Raw genomic sequence first — 26,473 nt, 5'->3', positions numbered from 1 at the left:
ATGATCAATAGTATTCTAGACGATTTTAAGGTTTCTTTTCGAAATGGTAATATTCTAAATCAGATTATTATAATCAACGTTGTCGCTTTCATATTCTTTGGAGTATTTAGGCTAATTCTTGATTTTTCTGGTAATTCAGAATTATATTCGGTGATTGAGGGTTTCTTCAAATTACCTTCAAATTTAGGGAAACTAGTATTTCGTCCTTGGACGATTATTACTCATATGTTTATGCATGCGAGTATTGGGCATATACTATGGAATATGGTTTTCATGTATATGTTTGGGAGGATTATTACTGAATACCTTGGGCAAAATAAACTACTAAGCTTATATATCTGGGGAGGCATTGGTGGTGGAGTTACTTTTATACTAGCTTACAATCTTATTCCTATGTTTAGTAATTATGTTGCTGCAGCTCAGGCCCTGGGTGCTTCAGCAGCGGTTAATGCTATCATCGTGGGTGCCGCTACTTTTCAGCCAGAATATCAAGTTAGGATGCTGTTTATAGGTTTAGTAAAACTAAAATATATAGCAGCATTTTTTGTTGTTTCGTCTTTCTTGTATACGTCTGGTGCTAATGCTGGAGGGGAGTTTGCACACTTAGGTGGTGCTTTTCTTGGATATTTAAATATTAAACAGCTGCAACAAGGAAATGACTGGAGTAAGCCTGTAGTAGGCTTTGTACTTTGGGTAAAGAGCCTTTTTAAGCCACAACCGAAAATCAAGGTGTCCTATCGAAGCGAGAAGACTCAAAAGAAGCAAGCTTCCAGAAGAAAAGCGGCTCCAAAGGCCAAGCCAAGTAAAGAAGAAACGAGCCAGGCTGAAATTGATGCGATCTTGGATAAAATCTCAGAAAAGGGCTATGATGCACTCAGTAAATCTGAAAAGCAGAAGCTATTTAATGCTAGCAAGGATTAAGGCGGTTCACTGTAGTTTCCTTTAATACTTTCTACTTTTCGGCTTGTGATGCTTCAAACTAAGGTAACTATCGATCTTTTCCTTTCTGTGGGTATCTGCCCAGAATCGGTTAACCAGACCTGGGAAAACTTTCAATAATTTCTCTAACGCCTCGCCATTTACTCTTGTCCAGATATGCTCAGTACCTTTATCGGACGTGGCTTCTATTGTGACTTTTACCTTTTTAAATGCAGGCCGATAGTCGTCACTTAGATTAGTGACCATGTCTATTTCCTGCACTATATTATCTCTGATTTCTTCGGTAATTTTTTGAGGTTTACCATCATCTACTTTTAGAAACCAACTACCACTTTGGAACCATACTTTCATGAAAAAGGTCTTTTCATAGAGGTCCCCACTTTTCATTTTCGCTATAAACTTACCCTCTTGAAACTTCACATTTCAATACTACTAAATTTAGTAAAAAACTAAAAAAAATAGAATACTAAAATAATAAGGTTTGAGGGTCGGATGTTTTTCCATAATTACTCCAGTGCTGGCCAAGCTCAGGGTAGTACATGGGTTCCTGTACCTCTGGAATATTCGCGTTCACTTTATTGCTTTTCAATCCCTGCCGAACTGGTGTGGCTTTCATGCCATCTTCGGGGTATGGTTCGCAGAAGCTTAATACATCTTCGTAAGCCATTTCTCCATCTAGCCACTTGCGCCATTCTTCTGGAGCAAGCATTACGGGCATTCTAGATCCACTGTGTGCTTTTGGATTGTTGTGAATGACTTCCATCATGGCATTTGGCTTGGTTGTAATAATACTGCATGTTTTTACGGCTTCACCTGTAGTGGGGTCGGTCCACTCGTCGTGTAAACCTGCAAAGGCAAAAACGGGATGTTTTTTTAAGGTGATAAAGTGAGGGTAAGTCATTTTTTTACCTTCCATATGATAGAATTCATAAAATCCACTTGCCAGAATGAGACATCTATTGCCTTTATATAGTCGCTTCCAAGTACCTTTTTCAGCTAAACCTTCAGCCATAGCATTGGCCGTTTTTGAGTAGTAATTACCAAAATCCCATGGGTGTAAAGTTTGACCATTTTTCTCGATGTACTTTGCAAAAGGAGGAATTACCCCCCAACGCAGGAGTTGTACTTCTGAGGGCTCACTTTGAGTAATCACAGGCAATTCAGGATGCCAATCCTTATAAGCATCGATAAAGTAGAGCGGTTGTAAGCCTTCTTTTATGATTGATTCAAACTCATTTCCAGAAAGCTTTCCATAGATTTCTTGAATATCGAGCCATTGCTGATGGCTCATTTTTGCGGAGAGGGAATAACACATGACTCAGGGTTAGACCCAATTTAGCTAAATAATCTGAAGAGTGATCTTAGACAGAGTAGACCTCAAATTGATTTTAGCTGCTGGTCGAAAAAATATTTATTGATACTTTTTTTCGTCAAGAACCTTCACGAACAATTTTTATCGGTTACTAATCGATTCTCTGGTCTCTGCAATATGATACCGTCAACTTATTTGCTGAATTCTTAAACTGGCCATTGAATATTTTTTTGAGAGCGACCGATTGGAGGAGTTTATATGTCAGTACACAGACATAAACCTATCTAGAAAAAAAATACTTAGCAGCCAAAGCATCCTTTCCTCCTGTATACCACAATCGAAACCGCGACAAGGTCAACGGTCTAAAAATATTCAAGACAAAACGACCTCCGGTTCAAATGGAAAATTATAAGACAACAATAATTAGTAAACAGAGATGAAAAAATTTTTAAAGAAGGGAATGATGGGGGCCCTGATGCTTTCCGCCTTAGTATTCACAGCATGTGATAATGAAGATGACAACGGAACAGATCCAGCGGGACAAGACGTTACCGTTGTATTGAACGAAGTAAATTATGCTTCTGGTGATTGGATAGAAATATTCAACAATGGTTCTGCACCTGCAGATTTAAGTAACTATTGGCTTTGCTTAGGCCCAGGTTCTTATGTGGAGTTGAGTGCGATTACACCACAAACAGGATCAGTAACAAACCTGTTGTCCGGGGAATATTTAGTATTACCATACACAATGCCAGATACAGATGGTGGTTTAGGGTTGTACTCTTCAAATGAATTCACAAATTCTGCTGCTATTGTAGACTTTGTGCAGTGGGGTTCTGGTGGTAGTGCCAGAGAAGATGTAGCCGTTTCAGCAGGCTTGTGGACTGCAGGTGAGTACGTGCCAACTGTGAGCAGCGAGGATAACAGTATTATTTTCGATGGAGAGGGTAATGGTGCTGCTAACTGGGCAGAAACCGCTCAACCTACTCCCGGAAATGAGAATGTATTGATAGTTCCTGAGCCTGCACGCTCAATAGTGATAAGTGAAGTACAATATGGCAATAGAAACCTAGTGGAGTTGTATAACAATGGTGAAGTTACTATAGACCTAAGTTCGTATTGGTTATGCTTAGGACCGGGTGCTTATGCGCAAATTGGAAACTTGACACCGGAATTTGGTAGTATTCAAGTAGAAGCTGGTGACTTTGTAGTATTGCCATTCAATATGCCTGACGACGAAGGTGGATTAGGTCTTTACTCTATGAACCAATTCACAAGCCCAGATGCTATTATGGACTTTGTACAGTGGGGTGCCACTGGAAGTGCACGTGAAAATGTAGCTGTAACTGCAGGTGTATGGACAGCAGGCAACTTTGTGCCGACTGTAAGGCTGGATAGTTACAGTATTGAAGTGAATATGGAAAGTGATGGTAGCTTAGCATCAGACTGGTCTGAAGAGGTGAACCCATCTTTAGGTGCTCCAAATAATGAAGCTGTGGAAACCACCACATTTAATGTAACAATTAGCAACATGACCAATTACCTGAATGTACATACGTTCACTACTCCGGTTGGGGCTAATAGTGCTGGTCCACTTGGAGTAAATGGTGCTCAATATCAGATTGAATTTAAGGCTGTAGCAGGAACCAAGTTTACCCCTGTTACTATGATGGGAAACAGCAATGACTGGTTTTTAGCACCTACCGATTTAGCGGGTATTGATTTATTTCCTAATGGAACTGCTTTGAATAGCGTGGATATTGCCGACCAACTTTCGTTATACGATCTTGGGACAGAAGCTGACAATGATCCTAATAACTTTCCACCTGCAGGTACCAATGTAGGTCCTGCTGATTCAGATGCGACTGTAAGATTAGTTTCAGGCAGAGGCACAGGTGCGGACTATATGACGGCTATTTTGACCTATGCGGCAGGGGCTCAGAATGAAGCGGGAACATTCACCCTTACTATTACTGCAACAAATGCGCCTGATGCGAATCAGGCTGCTAGCCAGAATAATGGATTCATAATTACACCAGGTATGGTTGTATTACACGCCCTGCCAGAACCACTTTTTACCCTAGGTTCTGAAGATAGAGCTGTTGGACTTGAAAGAATTGCCGAAGATGGTATGCCGAGTGAATTATATGATTGGTTTAAAGAAACGGGTTCAAATGGTGCGCCGCTGAGACTATCTTCAAGCTTAAGTGTCTTTTCTCCAGGTTTGGTTTATGCATTCAATACGACAACAGACCCTTTATTTACACAGGGAGATGCTGCAAGAGCTGGTAGTGGTATAGAAGAGCTAGCGGAAGATGGCAATAATCAGATAGCAGTTGAATACATCACTAATTTAGGTTTACCAGTAGCTGCGAGTAATGAAACAGTAAATATTGCTCCGGGCGAAGATTTAACTTTTTCAATTGAAGTGCCTGCAGGTCAGAACTACAAATTAGGAATAGGGACCATGTTAGTTCAAACTAATGACTGGTTTGTTGCCTACAACAATAGCGGAGTTGCTTTGTGGGATGCCAATGGTGCACCAACTAGTGGTACCTCTAATAGCCAGAGAACATACTTGTACGATGCAGGTACTGAAGATGACGAGGCGGTTGGTTTTGGTGCAAATCAAGCACCACGGCAAAGCGGCCCTAACCAAGGTTCAGCAGATGGAAATACTGATATAAGAAGGGTTGGAGAACTTGAAGATGTCCAGTTTGGAAAAGGCTTGATTACTAATGGCCCTGGAACTACTTACCTAAGAGACCCAAGAGGAGGTTATAATATTATTAGAGTTGATATTCAGCCGAACTAAATCAGAGTGAGAATTCAAATTTCTCAATGTTTTAATGACATAAGTGAATGTTGTTTACTTTGTTAATTGCCCCTGACCGATCATGGTTGGGGGTTTTTAATTAATTCTTATTGGCTAATTGGCCGCAAGCTGCATCGATATCTTTACCTCTACTTCTACGAACATTGACAATAATGCCTTTGGCTTCAAGAATCCGTTTGTACATATCTAAGCTTTCGGGAGCCGCTTGTTGAAATTCCCCGTCATCAATCGGGTTGTATTCAATGATATTGACTTTTGAAGCTACTTTTCCACAGTATTTTGCTAGTGCTTTGGCGTGTTTTTGATCGTCGTTGATGCCTCTCCAAACCACATATTCGAAAGTTACTTTTCGATTCGTTTTTCTATGCCAGTATTGTAAGGACTCTGCGAGCTCTGCTAAATTACTTTTATCGTTAATTGGCATCATTCGCGACCTAGATTCGTCTATGGCGGAATGCAGCGATACTGCTAGATTAAACTTTACTTCATCGTCCGCTAGCTGTTTGATCATCTTGGGAATGCCCACCGTAGAAAGAGTAACCCTTCTTGGCGACATACCGAGACCTTCTGGTGAGGTGATTTTATCGATAGATGCCAAAACGTTTTTATAATTCAGCAAAGGCTCACCCATGCCCATGTATACGATATTAGTCAAGGGTCTTTCAAAGTAAAGATCACCTTGCTCCTTGATGGCGACTACTTGATCATAGATTTCATCTGGATTAAGATTACGCATCCGTTTAAGTCGCGCTGTTGCGCAAAAGTTACAGTCTAGACTGCAACCGACTTGGGATGATATACATGCTGTTATTCGGGTTTCGGTAGGTATTAATACCGATTCTACCACTAAATTATCATGAAGCTTGACCGCATTTTTAATCGTACCATCAGCACTACGTTGCATCTGGTCGACCTTGATGTGTTTAAAGAGAAAATGTTCTTTAAGCTTCTCGCGCATCTTTAGAGAGATGTTCGTCATCTGGTCGAAATCTTTAGCAGACTTCTTCCAGAGCCATTCATAGACCTGTTTGGCACGAAATGCTTTCTCACCTTGAGCCTCGAAAAAGGCTTTAATGTCGTCTAATGAAAGCTGGCGGATATCTCTCTTTTCAGATACTGATCTCATAGAGGCAAAGGTAGTATTAAACAGCTAAAGGCTAAGCGCTTAATCCATCAAGCTTGTTTTTGATCGCTTCAGGCATAGCACTTACTTTTCTAGTTTCGTAATTGTAGAATGCAATCCCCGTTTTTCCCAAAGCAATCAAACGATCAGGAGACCCGGTCGTTAATTTGTAAAATAGATCCATGCTTTTGGCTGTTGTATCACCCAGGTAAATGGCGGCTACTATTTCATCACCATGAAAGCCCTCTCCTTTGTATTGGATAGCGGTGTCCACTTGAATCGTACCCACGCCATCAATGTTCAGTTCATCAGTGTAACCAAGGCTTTTGTAGAACTGAAACCTTGCTTCGTGCATAAGGCTCAGGACGCTATCATTGCCTAAATGATTTCCGTAGTTGATATCAGAAATTCTAACCCTAAGTATGGTTTCAAACACCTGATTTTCCGGTAATTCTATTCTTATTCTTGACATGACTCCATTTGAGAGGTCAAAAATAGGGAAGAAAATGAAGCTATACCTTAAAGGTTCTTTCTAATGTTGAATCGCGATACGCCCGTGCCAGTAATACCATTTTTAGAGATACCCTGAATATCAATAAACACATTGGTGTTTTTATCGTGGGTATAGAATTGTACTCTTGCTTTACCTTCTGCATCTGTCGTGATCATTGGCGCCCAAAATAGTGTGGAGCGCTCATCTGGAATAAATTTTTGATCGTTCGAGTCGTCATATTTTGGTGCATAAAATTCACGTGCTGCATGATATCCATTCGCGGAAAGTACGTCGAAGCTCTTTTCTTGATTTTTGAACATTTTTTCGCCTTTTAGGGTGTAAAAAGCAATAGCACCATTGAAACCGTTCACCCCGAATACTGCTGCAGAAGCACTCTTATAAACTTCTACATAATCAATTTCTGATGCCCTTAGATCATAGACGGCATCGAAACTAACTGGCACGTTATCAATAAGGATGAGTGGTGTTCCTTGATATGGCCCTTTTCTTAAAGTAGGTACTCTAAACATTGGGTCGCCTTGAGGCTGACCAACTGCGCCGCCGATTCCTCCCGTACCAGAGATTACAGATCCACTACCAGCACTGCCACCACCTGATACTCTTACATTGGAATTTCCACTTGCTGTGGCGCCACTACTCGGGTTACTTAAACTAAAGCCAGCGATACGTCCAAGCATCATGATAAATGGGTCTCGACCTTGCTTAAATCGCTCTGGTATTTTGGCGAAATTTAAGTAAGATTCTCCTTTACCATATTGTGAATTTAAGGTCCTGTTTCTTTCTTCTTGTTTGCTCGCTGTTACATAGACATCGTCAAGATATATGATGCCGTTTTCTCTTCGGTAGGTACTATCAATGAAAATAGAGGTAATCGCTTGCTTCTTTAAAGCGCTGATTCTGGCCGGATTATCGGCAGAAGGGTTTACATTAAATCTCTTAAGTCCGAGTTGCTCGTAGCCTTCTTCTATGCGAAAGTTGACATTTTTTACTCTGTCTTTTTGAAACCCTTGTAACGTGAGTTCGGTGGTGTCATAGTAGACTAATTCCTCGAACTTGAAATTGCCTAGCTCATCTGTTTCTGAAAATCGCGGTAGTACAGTTTCTTCTGACGGGTTAATCAATAGTACTCTACCGTTTTTTATTTTTGAACCACCTTTCTTTGTTACCGAACCGACTAAACTAAGTCCTGTTTCGAAGCTGTACGCTGGATCCGAAATTGGTTTCCCAATTTTTTCCCAATCAAACCTTCTCCAACCATTAACCATCATGAGTAGGTCAACGTTCTGCTTTGTGTCGCTATCGTTCTTGAGGTATTGCGATGGGTTTTTGATATATCCTTTCAGGTCGGAGCCCAAGAGCATATGCGCTCGGATGTTGTAGTCTATTTGATCGTTTTGTACCAGGTTGGCATCGAAAACTGACATAGAAAAGGAGCCCTGCACGGGGTTTCCTTCACTATCTGTCACGGCTAAATCTATGCTGGCAAGTTCACGAGTATCATAATTGGGCGAAGTAGTACTGACATTAAGATTAAGTTGCTTATCGTTATTGATAAATGCGAGTCTTTCAGCTACCGGATTCATACTTGCGTCTAACAAGGTGATGTGAGAAATACCATCTGGTAAGGTCTTTTTGTCTACCCTACTCATGCCCCTCATACCTTTCATCTTCACCTCTGAAGCAAAAGTGATATAACCACGTGTGTGTACAAGCAGATAGTAAGAATCGGTACTAGGCGCACCAGTTTTCAGGAGTATATTCATAAATGTATCTCCCTGGTTATTGACAGATAAGGCTACACCAGTTTGCTTGACTTCAGGTAAGTCAAAAACTGCATCTACTCCATCAATTTTCGCATAATATCCGTCCTCTGTGGGTAGTAAAGGGAACAAGCCCTTGCCTTCGTGAGAAGTTTTGAAGCCAGCTACTTCTTCATCATTTCGGTTATATACTTTGCCAGAAACTGGGAGTTGATCACTAGTCATGCCTTCTACTTCGAATGCAATTTTACCAGCAACTCCATTGATCATATCACCACCTTCAGGATAAAAGCTTACCTGTAATTGTCTATCTCTCTTTTGCTCCTTGATCTGTATATTTTCTTTCAAGGATTGGATTTTGATTTTTTTATTGAAGAAGTACTCTTGTTCTTGATTCTTCATCCAGTTGGTGTAAGAGCGTAGGTAATAATAGCCAGGTTCAAGGCTTTTCTGTATGGCCAAACTTGCTTTAGCGAAACCTTCCTCACTTCTTAAATTCAGCCTCTCTTTTATATCACCATCCTCATTGACCAGCTCTACATAAAGGTTTTTGCTGAAAGGTGAGGGGATATGGCCCGATCCAGCCACTAGGTAAGATTTCATCCAGATAGTTTCCCCCAAGGTGTACTCTGACTTATCTAAGTGAAGAAAAACCTTTTCTGTGGGCAACTCGGTTTGATATTGTGCAAAGTCTTTGAGCCAATTTTGAAATTTATTGTCTTGAGCCGATAAGCTAAAAGCGATTGAACTGATAAGACAAATGATAAGTGTGTGCTTCATGTAATTCATAGGCCTAAGTTTTACTTTACATAATATACTCATAAATGTTACTTTTTGACAGTGAAACTTGATGATCCGAAGCCCGAAACTCCATCAACGGCAACTCCTTGAATGTCTATGGCGATTTCAGTTAAGTCATCTGAGGTGTAGAAACTTAACTTTGCTTTTCCATCTTTATCAGTGACAATGTTAGGTTCCCAATGCAGGGTGTTTCGCATGTCTGGTTTGAAAGAACCTTCCTCAGAACCGTCATGAATGGGTTTATAGAATTCTTTACCCACATGATAACCTGGTAATTTGCCGGTAAAATAGCTAGGTCCTTTAGGGATCGATGCGTAATAAATTTCTGGTGGTAGTGTATAGATGTATACAGCACCCGGAGGGCCAGCAGCTTTATAAACACCAATATATTGAATTCGAGTTGCACTTATGCCTTGAACATCGGTGTATTCGACTTCTTGTCCATCCAGAAAAATCGCTGGAGTAGATTGCCATCGGCCCATCCCCAGCACAGGAATACCAATTTCTACACCATTTGGTCCATTGGAAGCCAAAAGCATAAAACCCCCAACTCGCCCTAGCATGATATCAAAGGCATCTCTATTTTGTTTTTCTTCATAAGGGAGATCCTCTACCATCAATACGTTCATAGACCTATTCTCTCTTTGATTCAAAACCGCTTCGCGACCATCTTTTGCTGTTACTACTACGTCACCAAGAAGAATTACACCATTTTCCCTTCGGTAGGTGGTATCGACCCGTACGGATGTTATCATGTATTCTTTGAAGGTAAAAAGACGAGTTGTGTCTGGCGGTGTATAGCTTTTGTTGTATACCGTTAAGGGAAGTACGTCATACTTACTCGAATCTAGTGCGAGGTTGATGTTTTTCCTGCCATTTTTATGGAATCCCTGAATTGTAATCTCCGTGGAGTCATTGAATACTTTATTGGTAAATGTGAATTCACCTTTCTCATTTGTTATTTGTAAATCTTTTGATTCGTTGGGGTCTAGCGAACTGAACATAAACACCTGCCCGTCTTTCACGATGTCCTTTCCATTTCGATAAAGCCTTCCACTTACAGTAAGTCCTTGTTCAACGAAATGTGTGGGTTCGGGAAGATTGTCAATGAATACCTCATCCCAATTAAATCTGCGCCAACCATTCACCATCATCAATAGATCTGCACGCTGGTTAGCCAGCGTAGTGTTTTCAAAGTACTGTGACGGGTTTTTGATATGGCCTTTTAAATCTGATTTTAGCAATTGGTAGGCTCTAATGTTATAATTATGTTGATCGTTTTGAACAAGAGCCTTATTGGTAGCCGTAAGCGAAAACGACCCTTGTATAGGTCGACCAAAACTGTCCTTCACGGAAATCTCCAAATCTACAAGTTCCCTTTTCTTATAGGTTTGTTTGTCGGTATTAACGCTGATGTCCAAGCCACGATTATGGTTAATGAAAACAAGGCGCTCAGCAACCGGTAATTGATTCTCATTGAAGAGTGTAATCGCAGTGATGCCTTCTTCAAGAGTGTTTTTCGGAATGGTTACTCTCTCCTTTTTATCTTTTAGGCTTATCATTGCTCTATAGGCCATTTCGCCTCTAGTATGCGCAAGGAGGGTGTATTTTCCTGGTAGTGTAGAGCTAAAAGTAAGTGTAATGTCTTCTTCCTGAGCGGTGTTGGTAGTCATCACAGTACCCTTTTCCGAAACTGCGGGCAGTGGCCACTTACCTTCCATGTTATCTATTCGCGCGTAGTAGCCTACTTGCATAGGTAAAAAACGGATTCTACCTCGGCCTTCATGTTCTGTTTTAAAGGACGTAATCAAGGCATCGTTTTGGTCATAGATTTTTCCATAAATGGTGTCCCCCATAACGTGTTTTACTTCGTAGGCCAGCCATGATTGAAGGCCTTTTACCAAGTTTCCACCTTCGGGATAGAATCGAACGATCGGTTGGGGTGCATTGGTTTGTTCGAGTACGGACTGACTAGGGTCGATTGATAAAATTTTGATCTTCTTTTGAAAGAAAAACGATTCATCTTGATTTTTCATCCAATTAGTATAGCCTCTCAAATAATAGTCACCTTGTGTCCAGAGCGAATCTATCTCTATACTAGTCTGGCCAAAACCATCGATGGATTCGGCGGTGATTCTTTCAACAATAGACCCATTCGCATTTAATAGCTCCAAGTAAATCGTTCTACTCAGGGGTGAGGGTAAGTGGTCGGCTCCCGCCATTAAATAGGTCTTTATCCAAATGGTTTCGCGTTCCGCAAACTCCGTTTTGTTTAGGTGAACAAAGAGTTTTTCAGTTGGTAATGCTTCCTGGTAAGCTTCAAGGGCTCTTGCCGATCGAATGTCACTACTATTTTGGGCGATTAGCGCAGTTGAGAATGCTAGGAAGATAAGGGCTGTGAAGAGATTCTTTTTTTCCATAACCTGTGTGTTATAAGAAAAAAACGGACTCGAAATTCTTTTGTTTAGTCATAAAGTGTTCTTAACCTGACTTTTACACGTGCGGCAATTTGGAAAATGAGAGTAATTGGTTTTCTGTCTAGCCATTAACCTTTCGGGAAATAAATGACAAAATGGCCGTTTTTAACTCGTTTAGGCCGAAATCAAGACAAAATTTCCGAATTGTTGAAATGGAGTATTCTTTGTTGGGCAAGGTTGTCTGCCAAGTAGGTAGGTTAAATTGAAGCAAATGGATTTTAAGAATTATACCATCAAATCACAGGAAGCTATTCAAAAAGCAGCCGAACTTGCTACTGGAAATGAACAGCAAGCGATTGAGCCGGGACACTTATTGAAAGCGATCCTTTTGTCGGATGAGACCGTAATGTCTTTCCTGATAAAGAAATTGAGCGTGAACAGGGTACAACTTGATAGTAAGTTGGAGGAGATAGTGATGGCTTATCCAAAAGTAAGTGGTCAGAAACCTTATCTATCGAATGATGGACATATGGCTTTGACCAAAGCATTAGACTATTTAAAGGAATTCAAAGACGAGTTCGTGGCCATTGAACACATTGTACTCGGGCTCTTGAACGGAAAAGATAAAGTAGCCTCATTATTAAAAGAATTAGGCTTTAGTAAAAAGGAATTAATTGCTGCCATTAAAGAGTTAAGGGGTGGCGCAAGTGTTACTGATCAGCATGCAGAAGGAAAATATCAATCCCTGAACAAGTATTCGAAAAACCTTAATGAGTTAGCCAAAAACGGTAAAATTGACCCTGTAATTGGCAGAGATGAGGAAATTAGACGCGTATTGCAAATTCTGTCCAGAAGAACCAAGAACAATCCTATGTTGGTTGGTGAACCTGGCGTGGGGAAAACTGCCATAGTAGAAGGGATGGCACAACGAATTGTTGACGGTGATGTCCCCGAAAACCTTAAATCTAAGATGATTATTTCTTTGGATATGGGCTTGCTTGTAGCCGGAGCAAAATTCAAAGGTGAATTTGAGGAGCGTTTAAAAGCAGTGATCAAGGAAGTCCAAGATTCAGATGGAGAAATAATCCTTTTTATCGATGAGATTCACACGCTGATTGGTGCGGGTGCAGGAGATGGCGCTATGGATGCAGCTAACTTGCTAAAACCAGCCCTTGCTCGAGGCGAGTTGCATGCGATCGGTGCCACTACTCTGAAAGAATATCAGAAACACATTGAAAAGGACAAGGCACTAGAAAGAAGGTTTCAGACAGTTATTGTTGACGAGCCCGATCAGGAAGACGCTATTTCAATATTAAGAGGAATTAAGGAGAAATATGAAGTGCATCATGGTGTTAGGATTCAAGATGATGCCGTGATAGCGGCAGTTGAATTGTCTAGCAGATATATTTCTGATCGCTATTTACCAGACAAGGCGATAGACTTAATGGACGAAGCTGCCGCTAAACTGAGAATAGAAATAGATTCTCTCCCACAAGAATTGGATGAGTTGAATCGTAAAATCATGCAACTCGAAATAGAAAGAGAGGCTATTAGGCGCGAGAAGAATAAAGACAAAGAATCGGTGCTTTCGAAGGAAATCGCAGAATTGTCCGAACGTCGAGACGCGCTGAAAGGTAAGTGGGAAAACGAAAAAAGCGTGATTACTGGCATTCGGACAGAGAAGGAAAATATCGATAAGTATAAGATGGAAGCTGAGAAGGCCGAACGTGAAGGAGACTTCGGTTTAGTGGCGGAAATCCGATATGGGAAAATTACCGAGGCCGAGTCAAGGTTGGAAAACTTGAAGCTGAAAATGCAAGAGATGCAGGGTGGTGCTACTTTGTTAAAAGAGGAAGTAGACGCAGAAGACATCGGAGAAGTAGTGGCAAAATGGACAGGTATTCCGGTCTCAAAAATGTTGCAGTCTGAAAGAGAGAAACTGTTGCATTTGGAAGAGGAATTAGGCAATCGCGTAGCTGGCCAAAGTGAAGCTATTGCTGCACTTTCAGATGCTGTTAGGCGAAGTAGGGCTGGTTTGCAAGATCCAAAAAGGCCAATCGGCTCATTTATATTTCTAGGCACTACGGGTGTAGGGAAAACAGAATTGGCTAAAGCGCTGGCTGAATACCTTTTCAACGATGAGAATAATATGGTCCGAATCGATATGTCTGAATACCAAGAAAGGCATGCGGTGAGCCGACTGATTGGAGCGCCTCCCGGTTATGTTGGTTATGATGAGGGTGGTCAGCTAACCGAAGCTGTTAGAAGAAAGCCTTATTCAGTGATTCTTTTAGATGAGATTGAAAAAGCGCACCCTGATGCTTTTAATATCCTGCTTCAAGTTTTGGATGATGGCAGGCTAACCGATAATAAAGGGCGTGTGGCGAACTTCAAAAACACGATCATTATTATGACAACCAATATAGGGTCGCACTTGATTCAGGAGAACTTTGAAAAGATCAATGAAGACAATGTGCTTGAACTGATTGAGGATACCAGAAATTCTGTATTCGAATTGTTGAAAAAGTCCGTTAGGCCAGAATTTTTGAATAGGATTGATGAAACCATCATGTTTATGCCACTAAGCAAGGATAACATCCGACAGATTGTTGCGATCCAGTTTGGTCTGATTCAAAATCAGTTAAAGGAAAACGGAATTGAAATAGAGGCAACGACTGAAGTGCTCGATTACCTCGGGGAAGTCGGTTATGATCCTCAGTTTGGAGCCCGACCTTTGAAGCGTGTTATTCAAAGGAAAGTCCTTAATGAACTTTCTAAGCAGATTCTTTCTGGTAAAATCCAAAAAGACTCAGTCGTCAGTATTGAGATGAATGATCAGAAAGAAGTAGAGTTCTTGAATATCGAGAAAGTAGAAGAGCTCTAGTAAGCATATAAATCATAAAAAAAAGGCCAAAACAATGGGTTTTGGCCTTTTTATTGTCTTTTGGATGAGTACTACTTCTTCTTTAACCAGTCTTCGCGCCTTTTTTGGGCTTGTGCATCGGCATTTTGATCCCATCCAGTACGCATGGAGGTATTTGCAGCCAATGTTACGGTCTTGGTCATCTTTTCACCCCATCGGTCTATTTCAACACTTACTTGATCGCCCGGGTTCAGGCTAGAAATAATTTCGTTCACGTTCTTTAATCCGACAAGCGATTTACCATTGATGCTGATCAGCTTATCTTCCCGTTCAATACCTGCCTCATATAAAGGAGAGCCTATTGTAGCATTTCCAGTCAGTCTACCTATACCATTATTTATCCTTATAAATCCGCCAAGCGTAGGAGCGTCTGGGTTGGTGTTTTTGAAGGTCACACCCATCTTTTTAAAGAGTCCTTCATAATCAGGCATGTCACTCTTGAAGATGTAGTTGCTGAAAAATTCATCAGCGAATGCTTTGCCAGCGTATTCTTCCAAACGATTTTGTAAATCTCTTACGCTATAAGGAATCTCGTTTTTACCCTGTGTTTTCCAAACGTGCTTCATGTAGTCGTCCAGATTTTTACCGTTATCCATACTTCTTAAAGACATATCCAGCGCAAGGCCAAGAACAGAGCCATAAGTGTAATAAGAGATGAAAATATTAGCGTTATTATCTGGGTCGATCGATGCTGCTGCATCCACAAAAGGTGCCCGATAACTCATTTCAATAGGGTTAAAATACATTCTGCCAGGTGCATTTATGACATAACCAACAGCACCACCTAAACCATTTACATACTGCTCTTTGGTGATGTTTCCTGAGCGTGCCCGAATCAGATTGGTGTAGTAACTAGTAAAGCCTTCAGCAAACCAGAGTTCACCAGACATATTTGCATCTTCGAAGTTAAATGGCTCTAGAGAAGCAGGTCTGATTCTTTCTACATTCCAAGCATGGAAAAACTCGTGAGACATAGTTCCCATACTAGTATTACCAAGTGCTCTGTTTATTGGTTTGCTGCTCACCACAAAGGTTGAGTTTCTATGCTCCATACCGTCACCGCTAGCATTGGGCATATAATTGGACAAGAAAGTATACTCTCCGAAATCGAATTTTGGAAGTTCTCCAAATACTGCTTTCTGTTGTTCTACAATTTTGATCACTTCTTCGAAATAATCATCGACTTCAGCATCGGTGGCACGAGTATTCAAGGCTAGGCGAATATTCTGCCCGTCAATCATTCTTTCCCGCATGTGCAAGTCAGCGATCAGGATAGGACTGTCCATAAAGTAGTAAGTATCAGGGGCATAATATGTGTTGTTCCCTTCGTCTTTGAGCTGGGTAGCTACTTTCCAATTTGAACCCTCGGGGATATTGATTTTAAGACGAGTAGGCCTATGCCCTAGGTCTTTCGCCCAAATAAAAGTAGCCGGAATATTCAAGTGAGCATGCAGTTCGTCGATTCCTGAGTAAGTTCCGCCAGCCCTATTGGCATATAAGGTGTATTCAAAATTTACCGTACCGTCATGATTGGCAATATTCCACTGGCTCGGGTCCGATCGGGTAACAGTTAGTTCATTTCCCTTGCTGTCGGTAGCCTTCACAGCATACACATTTTTAGCAAACTCATGTACTGCATACCGACCTGGTGAACTTCGGCTCATGCGCACTTCTAATACCTTATTCTCAAGGTTAGAAAACTTAACCTTGATGTTGGCTTCGTGATGTACCCGATTGCCAAAGGATATTTCATATTCGTTATAAGTTTGCCCATGAAGGCCAAAAGCTGCCAACATGAGCAGCGCTACAAAAAATGAGTTAAGTTTTTTCATGTTTTCTTTTTCTAAGAAAGGTTAAGGGTAAACAGCTCTTACTTCTATTTCGATAAATTTATTTGGGTCGACTAAAGTGTATACGCCAATAGTAGACCTTGCTACTTTATTCGGGTTGTTATCAGTACCGAAGTACTCGCCATAGGCTTTGAACCAAGCTTGAAAATCGGGTTTACCATCATTTTCAGGATCTGGCGCCACATAGACTTTCATAGACACAACATCTTTTAGGCTAAGGCCTTCTTCGGAAAGATAACTTTCGATTCTTTTTAAAGCACTCACACTCTGATCATAAGTATCACCAAACCGACCTCGATCACCAACAGGTTTACTACTATCTTTTTCAGTGGCCACAATACCACTGGCCAGATAAAGAGATTTCCCTTCAGGCACTTTAACTCCTTTTAGAATCGAAGAACTCTCTCTTTCAAAACGAGCTACTTCTTCCTTTTGCTGTTCTTGGTTATTGTCTGGAGCTTCGCAAGCGGTTAAGCAGAAAAAAGCCACAATAACAGATGAAATCAATAGTTTAAGTCGCATATAAAAAGCCGTTTCGACCAATATACAAATCACCTCCCAAAATGTCGCTGGTTTTTACTCGTGGCAATGCCTATCTTAAGGATTCAACCAAACATATCGGCTAGGAACACCAAAGCCTTCCGATTTTAAGACGATTATCTATGAAGACGCTTCGAATTTTTTTACTAGTTGCTCTAACTGCTCTTTTTTGTTCCCCAGATACTTTTGCACAACGCCGCAAAAGAAAAAATCAGGCCCCAGAAGGAGTTTCCTACGACACCACACTTTACAATTCGATGGAGTTTCGCTTAGTAGGACCTTTCCGTGGCGGCCGTGCGACAGCAGTAGCTGGCGTGGTTCAAGACCCAATGACTTACTACATGGGCGCAACTGGCGGTGTGTGGAAGACAGATGATGCTGGAGAAAGCTGGAAAAATGTGTCTGACGGCTTTATGAAAACCGCTTCCGTTGGTGCGATCGCCGTTTCTGAATCTGACCCTAACGTGGTTTACGTGGGTATGGGAGAAGCTCCAGTAAGAGGAGTAATGACATCCCATGGTGATGGTGTTTACAAATCGACCGATGCTGGTAAAACATGGAAAAATATCGGTTTAGAGAAAACAAGACAGATTTCTAAGATCGTAGTTCACCCAGATAATCCCGATGTCGTCATCGTCGGTGCACAAGGAAGTCCTTATGCTGCCACTGAAGATAGAGGTATTTACCGATCAGAAGACGGAGGGGAAACATGGACTAAAGTTCACTATATAGATGAAAATTCTGGGGTAAGTGATTTGAGTATGGATATGACTAATCCTCGGATTATTTATGCTGCTTACTGGGATCATAGAAGGTTCCCTTGGAAGGTTCAGAGTGGCGGACCAGGCAGTGGAATTTGGAAATCTGCCGATGGTGGTCTGACATGGAAGAAATTATCGAAAGGCTTGCCAAAAGGTGTTATGGGTAAAATTGGAGTGAGTGTTTCTCGTGCCAATCCAGATAAAGTTTGGGCCATTATTGAAGCTGATAAAGGAGGACTTTATCGATCGGATAATGGCGGTAAAAATTGGAGGCTCATCAATCCCGATCGTCTACTAAGAGCCCGATCTTGGTACTACATGCATATTCAGGCACATCCAACAGACGAAGAAAGTGTCTATATCATGAATGCTCCGCTCGTTCAATCCACCGATAACGGTAAAACCTTCGTGAACCTGAATACACCTCATGGCGATAATCACCAAGTTTGGATTAACCCTGAAAAACCGCAGTACATGATAAATGCCAACGATGGCGGTGCTAACGTATCCATTAATGGTGGCAAAGACTGGTCAAGACAAGACAACCAACCGACGGCTCAATTCTATAGAGTAAATGCCGATAGACAGTTTCCTTACAGAATTTATGGCGGGCAACAAGATAATAGTTCGGTTTCAATAGCGTCCCGAGTCAATGGTGGAGGAATTAGCAATTCGGACTTTTTTCCAGTTGGCGGTTGCGAAAGTGCTTACTCTGCCTTCGATCCAGACGATCCGAAATACGTGTATTCAGGATGTTATCAAGGAATTATCGACGAGTGGAATGCCAAAACTAAGCTCACTAAAGATGTTATGGCTTATCCATTTCAGGGCTTAGGAACCAATCCACGTGATATAAAATATCGTTTTAACTGGAATGCACCGATCATTGCTTCAAAGCATGATCCTTCGGTAATTTATCATGCAGGAAATAAGCTCTTAAAAACATCTAATAGAGGAATAACTTGGACCGAAATTAGCCCAGATTTAACCAGAAATGATAGTACCAAGATAAACTGGGGTGGCGGGCCGATCACTAACGAAGGTGCCGGTGGAGAAATTTATCACGCTATTTATTATGTAGCGGAATCGCCGCATACACCAGATGTTATTTATACTGGTGCCGACGATGGTATGCTACACATTACTAAAAATGGTGGTGCGGATTGGACAGAAATTACGATTCCGAATACTGGTGAAGGTATGGTGAACCAAATCGAAGTGTCTCCACATGATCCTGGTACAGTATACGTGGCTTTCAATAAGTATAAGTTCAACGATTTTACACCACATATCTTCAAATCCACTGATTACGGGCAAACTTGGAATAGAATTGTCAATGGAATCGCCAGCGAAGCGCATGTAAGAGTTGTGAGGGAGGATCCAAAGCAAAAAGACCTTCTTTTTGCCGGTACAGAACTAGGGCTTTATGTGTCTTTTGATGGTGGAGTGAAATGGAACGAGTTTCAACAAAACTTGCCAATTGTTCCTATTACAGATTTAATGGTACACGGAAATGATCTGATCATAGCCACTCAGGGTAGAGCTTTTTGGGTAATGGACGACCTAAATCCTTTATATGAATTAAAGGCAGCACAAAATTCCGATTTCTATGTCTATGAGCCTGAAAACGCGATTCGGGACAATGCTTTCCGCACAGGAAATACATCGATAGGTCAAAATCCATATCCAGGATTTTCCATCATGTATTACATCAAGGAAGATGCTGATTCAATTCCGTTAAAAGTTGAATTTATGGACGCTTCAGGTGCAGTAGTCAGAAGTTTTGCCTCTGATGCTACCAACCGTCAAGAGAAGTTGACCAAGAAATCAGGAATGAATCGCCTGAATTGGAATTTATCAAAAGTGAATTTTGATGGCGTACAAGGTGTATTTGTCGGGCTTGGCGCGGGAGGTCATCGGGTGGCACCAGGTGCTTACACCATGAAAATGAGTTATGGAGATCAAGAGATTGTAAAACGATTAAATGTGGCTCCGGATCCAAAATGGGAAGCTACTACGGCGCAATATCAAGAGCAGCAACAATTGCTGGAAGAGGTTCGCGAGATCATAGAGGAATTGCAAAGCACAGCGAATGATATAAGATCCGTTAGAGCGCAAATCAATGACCTGAAATCGAGAATTGACCCAGACGACTTTGCTAATGTGCATGAAGCCATTAAAGAATTGGTGGAAATGATCAATGAATTAGAGGGTGAATTTGTACAGCCAAAGCAAAAGACATTTCAAGATGTAATCAATTTTGAAAACAAACTGGAAGTACAGCTATTACATATATATGGTACGATAGACGGCATTGAGCCACCGGTTACCGATGGTCAAAGAGCTAGAGTTGAAACGCTGAAAGCAGAGTATGTGACGGCAATCGCTGGAGCCGCTAAAGTAAACCAGAAAATGGAGGAGTTAATGGAGCTAATCAGAACGGAAAAAGTGCCGTTTATAGCCCCGAAAAAGAAGAAGTAATTGGGACGAGATATTATAGAAGAATTGGGTAGTTTGGCACTGGCTACCCGTTTAAAAAACCTAAGCGAGCGATTGGCTAAAGACGTTTCTCAGGTTTATAAGGAGTCCTCTTTAGCGTTTGAGCCACGGTGGTTTACCTTGGTTTATGCGCTCAAAGAAGGAGAAGAACTATCCGTGACAGCACTGTCCACAATGCTTAAACAGACACATCCGGCAGTCAACCAAGTAGCCAATGTTTTAGTAAGTAATGGCATTTTACAGGAAAGTAAGGACGATGCCGACCAAAGAAAGCGTTTGCTAAAACTTACCGATAAAGGTCATGCACTCGTGGCCAAAATGACAGACCTTTGGGGTCAGATAAAAAAGGCCAATGATCAATTGGTGAGCGAATCAGGTGGCGATCTACTCAAGAATTTAGATAAGGTAGAATCAGCGCTTGATGAAAAGTCCATGTATGAACGTGTCCGTTCGCTTCAGTAGCTAAATCTAAAATTCAAGTATTTAAATGTGAGTTTTTATAACTCCTTTACTATTATTACGTAAGCACTTACGTAAAAAAATCTAATGAAGAAGTTCCTTGTCCTATTTTTTGCCGTGACAGCCTCCGTTTCTGCACAGGATTTCGATAAAAAGAAAATAGTCCGACGTTTGGCAAAAATCATGAATGAAAATTATGTATATCCTGAAAAGGGAAAGGCAATGCATGATTTGATCATCTCTAAGCTCAAGTCGAATCAATACAATAGTTATGATTCCGAAAGTGCCTTTGCGGCAGCTTTAGAAACCGATTTAAGATCGGTGACGGGTGATAGGCATATCCGTGTTACTCATGATCACGCACATGCTGAAAACATTAGAAATCGAGATTTTGGGCCTGGACCTGAGTCGAATGGTAAATTTGGTTTCGAAGAAGTGAAGATACTTCCAGGAAACGTTGGGTATCTGGACTTGAGGGGTTTCATGGACATTGGTATAGCGGAAGATGTGGCTAAACCAGCCATGGATAAACTTATACAAGCAGACGCCCTAATTTTTGATTTAAGAAAGAATGGTGGGGGATCACCCAACATGATTCGTTTCATATCAAGCTACCTATTTGGGGATGAAAAAGTGCACCTAAATACGTTCTATTGGAGGCCTGCCGATCGCTACTCGGAAACGTGGACCGACCCTGAACTAGCCAGTCAAACCAAGCCCGATATTCCGATTTATGTGCTTACGAGTGACTACACCTTTTCAGCGGCAGAAGAATTCACCTACAACCTCAAGAATCTAGAGCGAGCTACCATCATTGGAGAAACTACTGGTGGTGGAGCCCACCCGGGAGGCCCATCGATAATTTCGGGTGATTTTGTGGTTAACGTTCCAAGAGGTAGGGCCATTAACCCCATTACAAAAACAAATTGGGAAGGGGTAGGTGTGATACCAGATATCAAAGTCCCAGCTGAAAAAGCACTGGAGAAAGCTATTGAATTGGCAAAACTGGAATTGAATAAGTAACCATTTTAAAAGTGGGAGGTACTAATGCTACTGGAAGACTTAAATAGTGTAGTAACATCAATTTTTTTATTAAGGGTCAAAAACTAAATCATGCTAAAAAACTATCTAAAAATCGCTTTCAGAAGCCTCTTTAAGAGCAAAAGTACATCTATAATCAATATCCTAGGGTTATCTATCGGCATCGCTTGTTGTATCATAATCTTCTTATTCGTTCAAAATGAAACAAGTTTTGATAAGTTTCATAAGAAGTCAGACGAGATTTTCAGAGTCTTAACGATCGACGAAGCCTTAGGGGTGAGTAGTAACCTTGTGGGTATCACAATGCCTGCTTTGGGAGATGCCATGGAAAATAATTTTCCAGAAGTTGAAAATAGTGTTCGCATGTTAACGCAGGGTAGGCGACTTCTCACCTATAATCAGCAGGGATATTACGCAGAACACTTTGCATTTGCCGAACCATCACTTTTCGAAGTATTTGACTTCAAATTGATCGACGGGGATGTGGATAAAGCACTTTCTGAGCCCAATACAGTGGTCCTTACCGAGTCCATGGCAAAAAAGACATTCGGCAATGAAGACCCAATCGGTAAACAACTCGAACTAGGTGGTCAGACAGGACTAGAAGTAGTAGCAGTGATGGAGGATGTACAGGAAAACTCCCATCTCAACTTCGATGTAATCGTCTCTATGCTACAAGCAGATACTACGTCAAATTTTGCTCAATTCATTCAGTCATGGCGATCCATCAGTATGACTACCTACGTCCAGCTTGCCTCAGCGGAGAATGAAGCCACGGTAGAAACCAAAATGGAAGAGCTAATTAGGGCTAACAATGTAGGGGAGAATTTTAGTGTCACGCTACAACCACTGGCAGATGTACATCTAAAATCTAGTGGTATTCTTTTCCAAAACTACAACCTAAACCAAACAGACATTAATTATGTGTACACGCTGGCAGCGGTTGGACTATTCGTAATGCTCATTGCTTCATTTAATTTCATGAACCTCTCAACAGCCAGATCTACGAACAGAGCCCGCGAAGTGGGAGTTAGGAAAGTCTTTGGTGCATTTAGAGGACAACTGATCAATCAGTTTATGGTGGAGTCCGTAGTCATATGCTTTCTGTCATTATTGCTTGCTTTTGGTTTTGTAGTCGTTGTTAGTCCATTGGTTAACCTGCCAATAGAACAAAACTTAGCGTTGTACTTTTTAGGCAAAACAGAGTGGGTTTTAGGCGCTGTACTTTTTGTGCTTTTTCTAGGCCTTTTTTCAGGGAGTTACCCAGCTTTAATGCTCTCAGGATTTAATCCGATAGGTATTTTAAGAGGATCATTTAAGACGAGTGCGAAGGGCGTTATGCTCAGAAAGTCCTTGGTGATTTTTCAATTTACCATTTCAATAGCGATGATTATAGGTACCGCGATCGTTTACGACCAGCTGCAACATCAACGAAATATTGACAAAGGATTCGACCCAGAACAGATTGTCACCCTAAACGTTGGGCACCCCAGTCTACAGCAAGCACTGCCTGTGTTTATGAATAAGTTGGACGAGATTCCTGATATAACGAAAACAGCTCGAACAGGGGGGATGCCAGGTAGAACTTTCGGGAGAAATCGTGTAAGGCCAGAAGGTGTTCCCGCGGAGGATACATGGATAATTTCTGTATTTGGCTTCGATGACGACTTTATGGATTTGATGGATATGGAGATGGTCGAAGGCAGAGGATTTGATCGCGATATGCAGACCGATGCGCAGCAGGCGGTTTTAATCAATGAGGCCATGGCTCAAGAATTGACATGGAAAGAGCCTGTCGGCAAGACCATAACATTCGGGCAACAAGAAAGAAAAGTCATTGGTGTGGTAAAGGATTTTCACTTCACCAATATGCGGCATAAGATTGAACCTTTGGCCATGCTATATAATCCTACTAATGGAGGCAATTTGGCTGTGAAATTCAATACCAGGAATGCTAGCAATACAGTGCAGTCAATTCAAGCGGCATGGAATGAAGTATTTCCTAATAGCCCTTTCGAGTATCGGTTTTTCGATGAAGAGTTTGGTCAGCAATATGCTTCAGACGAACGTTTTGGGAAGCTGGTTTTTAGCTTTACGTGGTTGGCTATTTTCATTGCTTGCCTCGGACTATTCGGACTCTCCGCTTTTACCGCAGAACAGAAAACCAAAGAGATTGGTGTGCGCAAAGTATTGGGGGCAAGCATTACTGGGATTATCCTACTTTTATCAAAGCAATTCTCGCAGTTGATTGCCATAGCGATTTTGCTTGCCGTGCCGATCGCGTATTTCTTAATGAAATCTTGGCTCGGAGACTTTGAATATAGAGTGGATATAAACTGGGCTTGGTTTGTTATCTCAGCCGTTGTGGCAATGGCTATCGCATTGTTAACAGTGACCTTTCAATCAGTAAAGGCTGCTACCACGAACCCTTCAAACTCCTTGAGATATCAATGATTTTGCATTTTTTAACATCCATTCATACTAAAGTTGAAACTACTTAACCCGCTTGTGGTATTATACTTGTAGTGAATCAAAACATACCCAGTGTTTTAAGGTGATTTTCATTACATTTAAAACCCTGTCATGGGTAACGTTTAAGAAAAAAACGCGTTCAAATGAAGATGATTAAAAAGTTATTGTGGTTACCAATGGTAATCTTCTTTACCGGTCCGACATTCGGCACGGAAAGAGATTCTACTGAATATTTACAGCCAACGGCTGCACACATAAAGGAATCTAAGATTATAGTTCAGATTTTGGACTACTTCCACTACAGAGAAACTGATCTAGATGACTCCTTATCTTCAGTTATTTTCAACAACTTCATAGAGACACTCGATGGCAACAAAAGCTACTTTTTAGAAAGTGATATTAAATCGTTTGAAAAGTATCGATACGAACTTGATAACAGATCAAAAGAAGGTGATTTAATTCCTGCTTTTTACATCTTCAACATCTACAAAAAGCGCGTAGATGCACGCTTAGAATATGCCTTGGCTCATGTGACTGATAAGTTTGATTTTGATAAAAAGGAAAGCTTAGCCTTTGACAGAGAGAAGGAGCCATACGCAAAAAATGTAGCCGAATTAGATGAAATTTGGAGAAAAACGATCAAGAATCAAGCATTACAGTTAAAGCTCAGCGGTTCTGAATATGATAAAATAGTAGACGTATTGACCAAGCGTTATGAGCGCTTTCAAAGCAACGTTTCCAAATACAACAGCAACGACGTTTTTGAAATGTTCATGAATTCCGTAACGGAGGCATTTGATCCACATACCAACTACTTCACGCCGCTCAATGCTGAGGATTTCCAAATGCAAAGTAGCAAGTCTCTCGAGGGAATTGGCGCTACACTTCAGCAGGACAATGATTTTACTAAGATTACAGAACTAAGACCTGGTGGCCCTGCTTTCTTGAGTGGTGAAATTCAAGCAGAAGATAGAGTAACTGGTGTTGCACAAGGTGCCGATGGTGAAATGATTGATGTCGTAGGTTGGCGTTCAGATGAGGTTGCTGGACAAATTAGAGGCCCAAAAGGCACCTTAGTTAGATTACAACTTTTGCCAGCTGGAGCAAGCCCAGGATCTGAAATGAAAGAGGTGATGCTCGTACGTGATAAGATCAAATTGGATGAGTCAAGAGCGAAGAGCAAGGTTGTAAAATACACTGAAGGTGGTATTGATTACAACTTTGGAATTATCACTGTTCCTGACTTTTACCTCGACCCAGAAGGATACGATCAAGGAGGTGAAGATTACACGAGCACGACTAATGACGTGAGGAAAATAATCAAGGAATTAGAAGCTGAAAATGTCGATGGTATTATGCTCGATTTGAGAAATAATGGTGGAGGGCAGCTAGTTGAAGCGATAAGCCTTTCCGGATTGTTTTTACCAGGTGGAACAGTGGTGCAGGTAAAAGATAGTCGCGCACAAATTCAAAAATACGATGATGAGAACAAGGGGATGACATACGAAGGCCCAATGAACGTGATGATTAATCGTTTTTCCGCTTCGGCTTCAGAGATTTTCGCAGGCGCAATTCAAGACTATAAAAGAGGCGTGATTGTGGGAGAGCAATCTTACGGAAAAGGAACGGTTCAAAATGTTCGAGGACTGGAAGACTTCCTAAGACAAAAGAGTGAAGATAAACTGGGACTCTTGAAATTTACGATCGCCAAGTTTTATAGAGTTACAGGTAGCAGTACGCAACATAAAGGGGTGACACCTGATATAGAATACCCTTCGGTTTATAGTGCGGACGAATTTGGGGAGAGCTCTAAGCCAAGTGCATTGCCTTGGGACAAAATTGCCTCTGCTGATTTTAAAACCTTAGACTATGTAGATCAAAACATGCTTTCGATGTTAGAGAAAAGGCATAAGCAGCGTTTAAAGGAAGATCAAACGTTGATCGATTTGCAAGAAGATATCAGTGAATTAAGAAAAAACAGAGCTAGAAAATATATCTCCTTGAATTATGACGAGCGCAAAAAGGAGCAAGATGATTTTGAGAAGCGTAAAAGAGATAGAGAACTGAAAGCTACGGTAAGAATTGGTGATTCGCTAGATGATGCTTCATCTTCTAATGGGCGATCATTAGCTGATATGAAGGATGCTTATCTCAAAGAAAGTATCAAGCTATTGGCAGATCAGATTGTCATCAAAAAGAAGAGAGGCTAAGTAATTAAGCTTAACA

General features: G+C 41.2%; 16 protein-coding genes. 8 read left to right on the top strand and 8 right to left on the bottom strand.

What is annotated here, in order from left to right:
• Positions 1–921 carry a rhomboid family intramembrane serine protease gene (locus tag BFP71_RS03125; RefSeq protein ID WP_069833983.1) on the top strand — a complete coding sequence of 307 codons (921 nt, stop codon included), beginning with the start codon at positions 1–3 and terminating at the stop codon, positions 919–921.
• A gap of 21 nt (positions 922–942) precedes the next feature.
• Here BFP71_RS03125 and BFP71_RS03120 read toward each other — a convergent pair whose 3' ends face one another.
• On the bottom strand, positions 943–1,359 hold the full coding sequence (locus tag BFP71_RS03120; protein WP_069833982.1) for a hypothetical protein: 417 nt from the start codon (positions 1,357–1,359) through the stop codon (positions 943–945).
• A 46-nt stretch (positions 1,360–1,405) separates the two neighbouring features.
• Positions 1,406–2,230, bottom strand: a complete 825-nt coding sequence (locus BFP71_RS03115) for an SOS response-associated peptidase (RefSeq protein WP_069833981.1) — start codon at positions 2,228–2,230, stop codon at positions 1,406–1,408.
• Positions 2,231–2,687: 457 nt separating this feature from the next.
• Here BFP71_RS03115 and BFP71_RS03110 point away from each other — a divergent pair, with 457 nt between their 5' ends.
• Entirely contained in the window at positions 2,688–5,066 is a 2,379-nt protein-coding gene (locus tag BFP71_RS03110) for a spondin domain-containing protein (RefSeq protein ID WP_069833980.1), read from the top strand.
• A gap of 100 nt (positions 5,067–5,166) precedes the next feature.
• Here BFP71_RS03110 and rlmN read toward each other — a convergent pair whose 3' ends face one another.
• The 4 genes from rlmN to BFP71_RS03090 are packed head-to-tail and all read right to left on the bottom strand — an operon-like array spanning position 5,167 to position 11,705.
• On the bottom strand, positions 5,167–6,213 hold the full coding sequence (rlmN, locus tag BFP71_RS03105) for a 23S rRNA (adenine(2503)-C(2))-methyltransferase RlmN (protein WP_069833979.1): 1,047 nt from the start codon (positions 6,211–6,213) through the stop codon (positions 5,167–5,169).
• A gap of 31 nt (positions 6,214–6,244) precedes the next feature.
• Entirely contained in the window at positions 6,245–6,682 is a 438-nt protein-coding gene (locus tag BFP71_RS03100; RefSeq protein WP_069833978.1) for an acyl-CoA thioesterase, read from the bottom strand.
• Between the two features lie 47 nt (positions 6,683–6,729).
• Positions 6,730–9,273: a Plug domain-containing protein gene (locus BFP71_RS03095; protein ID WP_069833977.1), complete on the bottom strand. Its 2,544-nt coding sequence runs from the start codon at positions 9,271–9,273 to the stop codon at positions 6,730–6,732.
• A gap of 38 nt (positions 9,274–9,311) precedes the next feature.
• On the bottom strand, positions 9,312–11,705 hold the full coding sequence (locus BFP71_RS03090; protein ID WP_069833976.1) for a hypothetical protein: 2,394 nt from the start codon (positions 11,703–11,705) through the stop codon (positions 9,312–9,314).
• A gap of 268 nt (positions 11,706–11,973) precedes the next feature.
• On the opposite strand from BFP71_RS03090, the gene clpB reads away from it, so the two are divergent.
• Entirely contained in the window at positions 11,974–14,586 is a 2,613-nt protein-coding gene (gene clpB / locus BFP71_RS03085; RefSeq protein WP_069833975.1) for an ATP-dependent chaperone ClpB, read from the top strand.
• A 71-nt stretch (positions 14,587–14,657) separates the two neighbouring features.
• Here clpB and BFP71_RS03080 read toward each other — a convergent pair whose 3' ends face one another.
• Together BFP71_RS03080 and BFP71_RS03075 are read right to left on the bottom strand one after the other, a co-directional pair.
• Complete coding sequence (locus tag BFP71_RS03080) at positions 14,658–16,457, bottom strand: M61 family metallopeptidase (protein ID WP_069833974.1); 1,800 nt, start codon at positions 16,455–16,457, stop codon at positions 14,658–14,660.
• Positions 16,458–16,478: 21 nt separating this feature from the next.
• Positions 16,479–16,997 (bottom strand): RidA family protein, encoded by a 519-nt coding sequence (locus BFP71_RS03075; RefSeq protein ID WP_069833973.1) that lies wholly within the window; start codon positions 16,995–16,997, stop codon positions 16,479–16,481.
• Positions 16,998–17,137: 140 nt separating this feature from the next.
• Here BFP71_RS03075 and BFP71_RS03070 point away from each other — a divergent pair, with 140 nt between their 5' ends.
• The 5 genes from BFP71_RS03070 (at position 17,138) to BFP71_RS03050 (ending at position 26,457) form a co-directional block, all read left to right on the top strand.
• Positions 17,138–20,257, top strand: coding sequence for a VPS10 domain-containing protein (locus BFP71_RS03070; protein ID WP_069833972.1), 3,120 nt, complete (start codon positions 17,138–17,140; stop codon positions 20,255–20,257).
• A complete protein-coding gene (locus BFP71_RS03065; RefSeq protein ID WP_069833971.1) occupies positions 20,258–20,737 on the top strand; it encodes a MarR family winged helix-turn-helix transcriptional regulator in 480 nt (159 codons plus the stop codon). It begins immediately after the preceding gene.
• An 84-nt stretch (positions 20,738–20,821) separates the two neighbouring features.
• Positions 20,822–21,757, top strand: a complete 936-nt coding sequence (locus BFP71_RS03060) for a S41 family peptidase (protein WP_088124848.1) — start codon at positions 20,822–20,824, stop codon at positions 21,755–21,757.
• 90 nt (positions 21,758–21,847) lie between these two features.
• On the top strand, positions 21,848–24,229 hold the full coding sequence (locus tag BFP71_RS03055; protein ID WP_069833970.1) for an ABC transporter permease: 2,382 nt from the start codon (positions 21,848–21,850) through the stop codon (positions 24,227–24,229).
• A 161-nt stretch (positions 24,230–24,390) separates the two neighbouring features.
• The gene (locus BFP71_RS03050) at positions 24,391–26,457 is read left to right on the top strand and encodes a carboxy terminal-processing peptidase (RefSeq protein WP_069833969.1); all 2,067 of its coding nucleotides are present in this window, start codon (positions 24,391–24,393) and stop codon (positions 26,455–26,457) included.
• Positions 26,458–26,473 lie beyond the last annotated feature (16 nt).

The organism is Roseivirga misakiensis, from assembly GCF_001747105.1.
GTDB classification, from domain to species: Bacteria; Bacteroidota; Bacteroidia; order Cytophagales; family Cyclobacteriaceae; genus Roseivirga; species Roseivirga misakiensis.
This window is presented reverse-complemented; position numbering and strand designations above follow the sequence as displayed.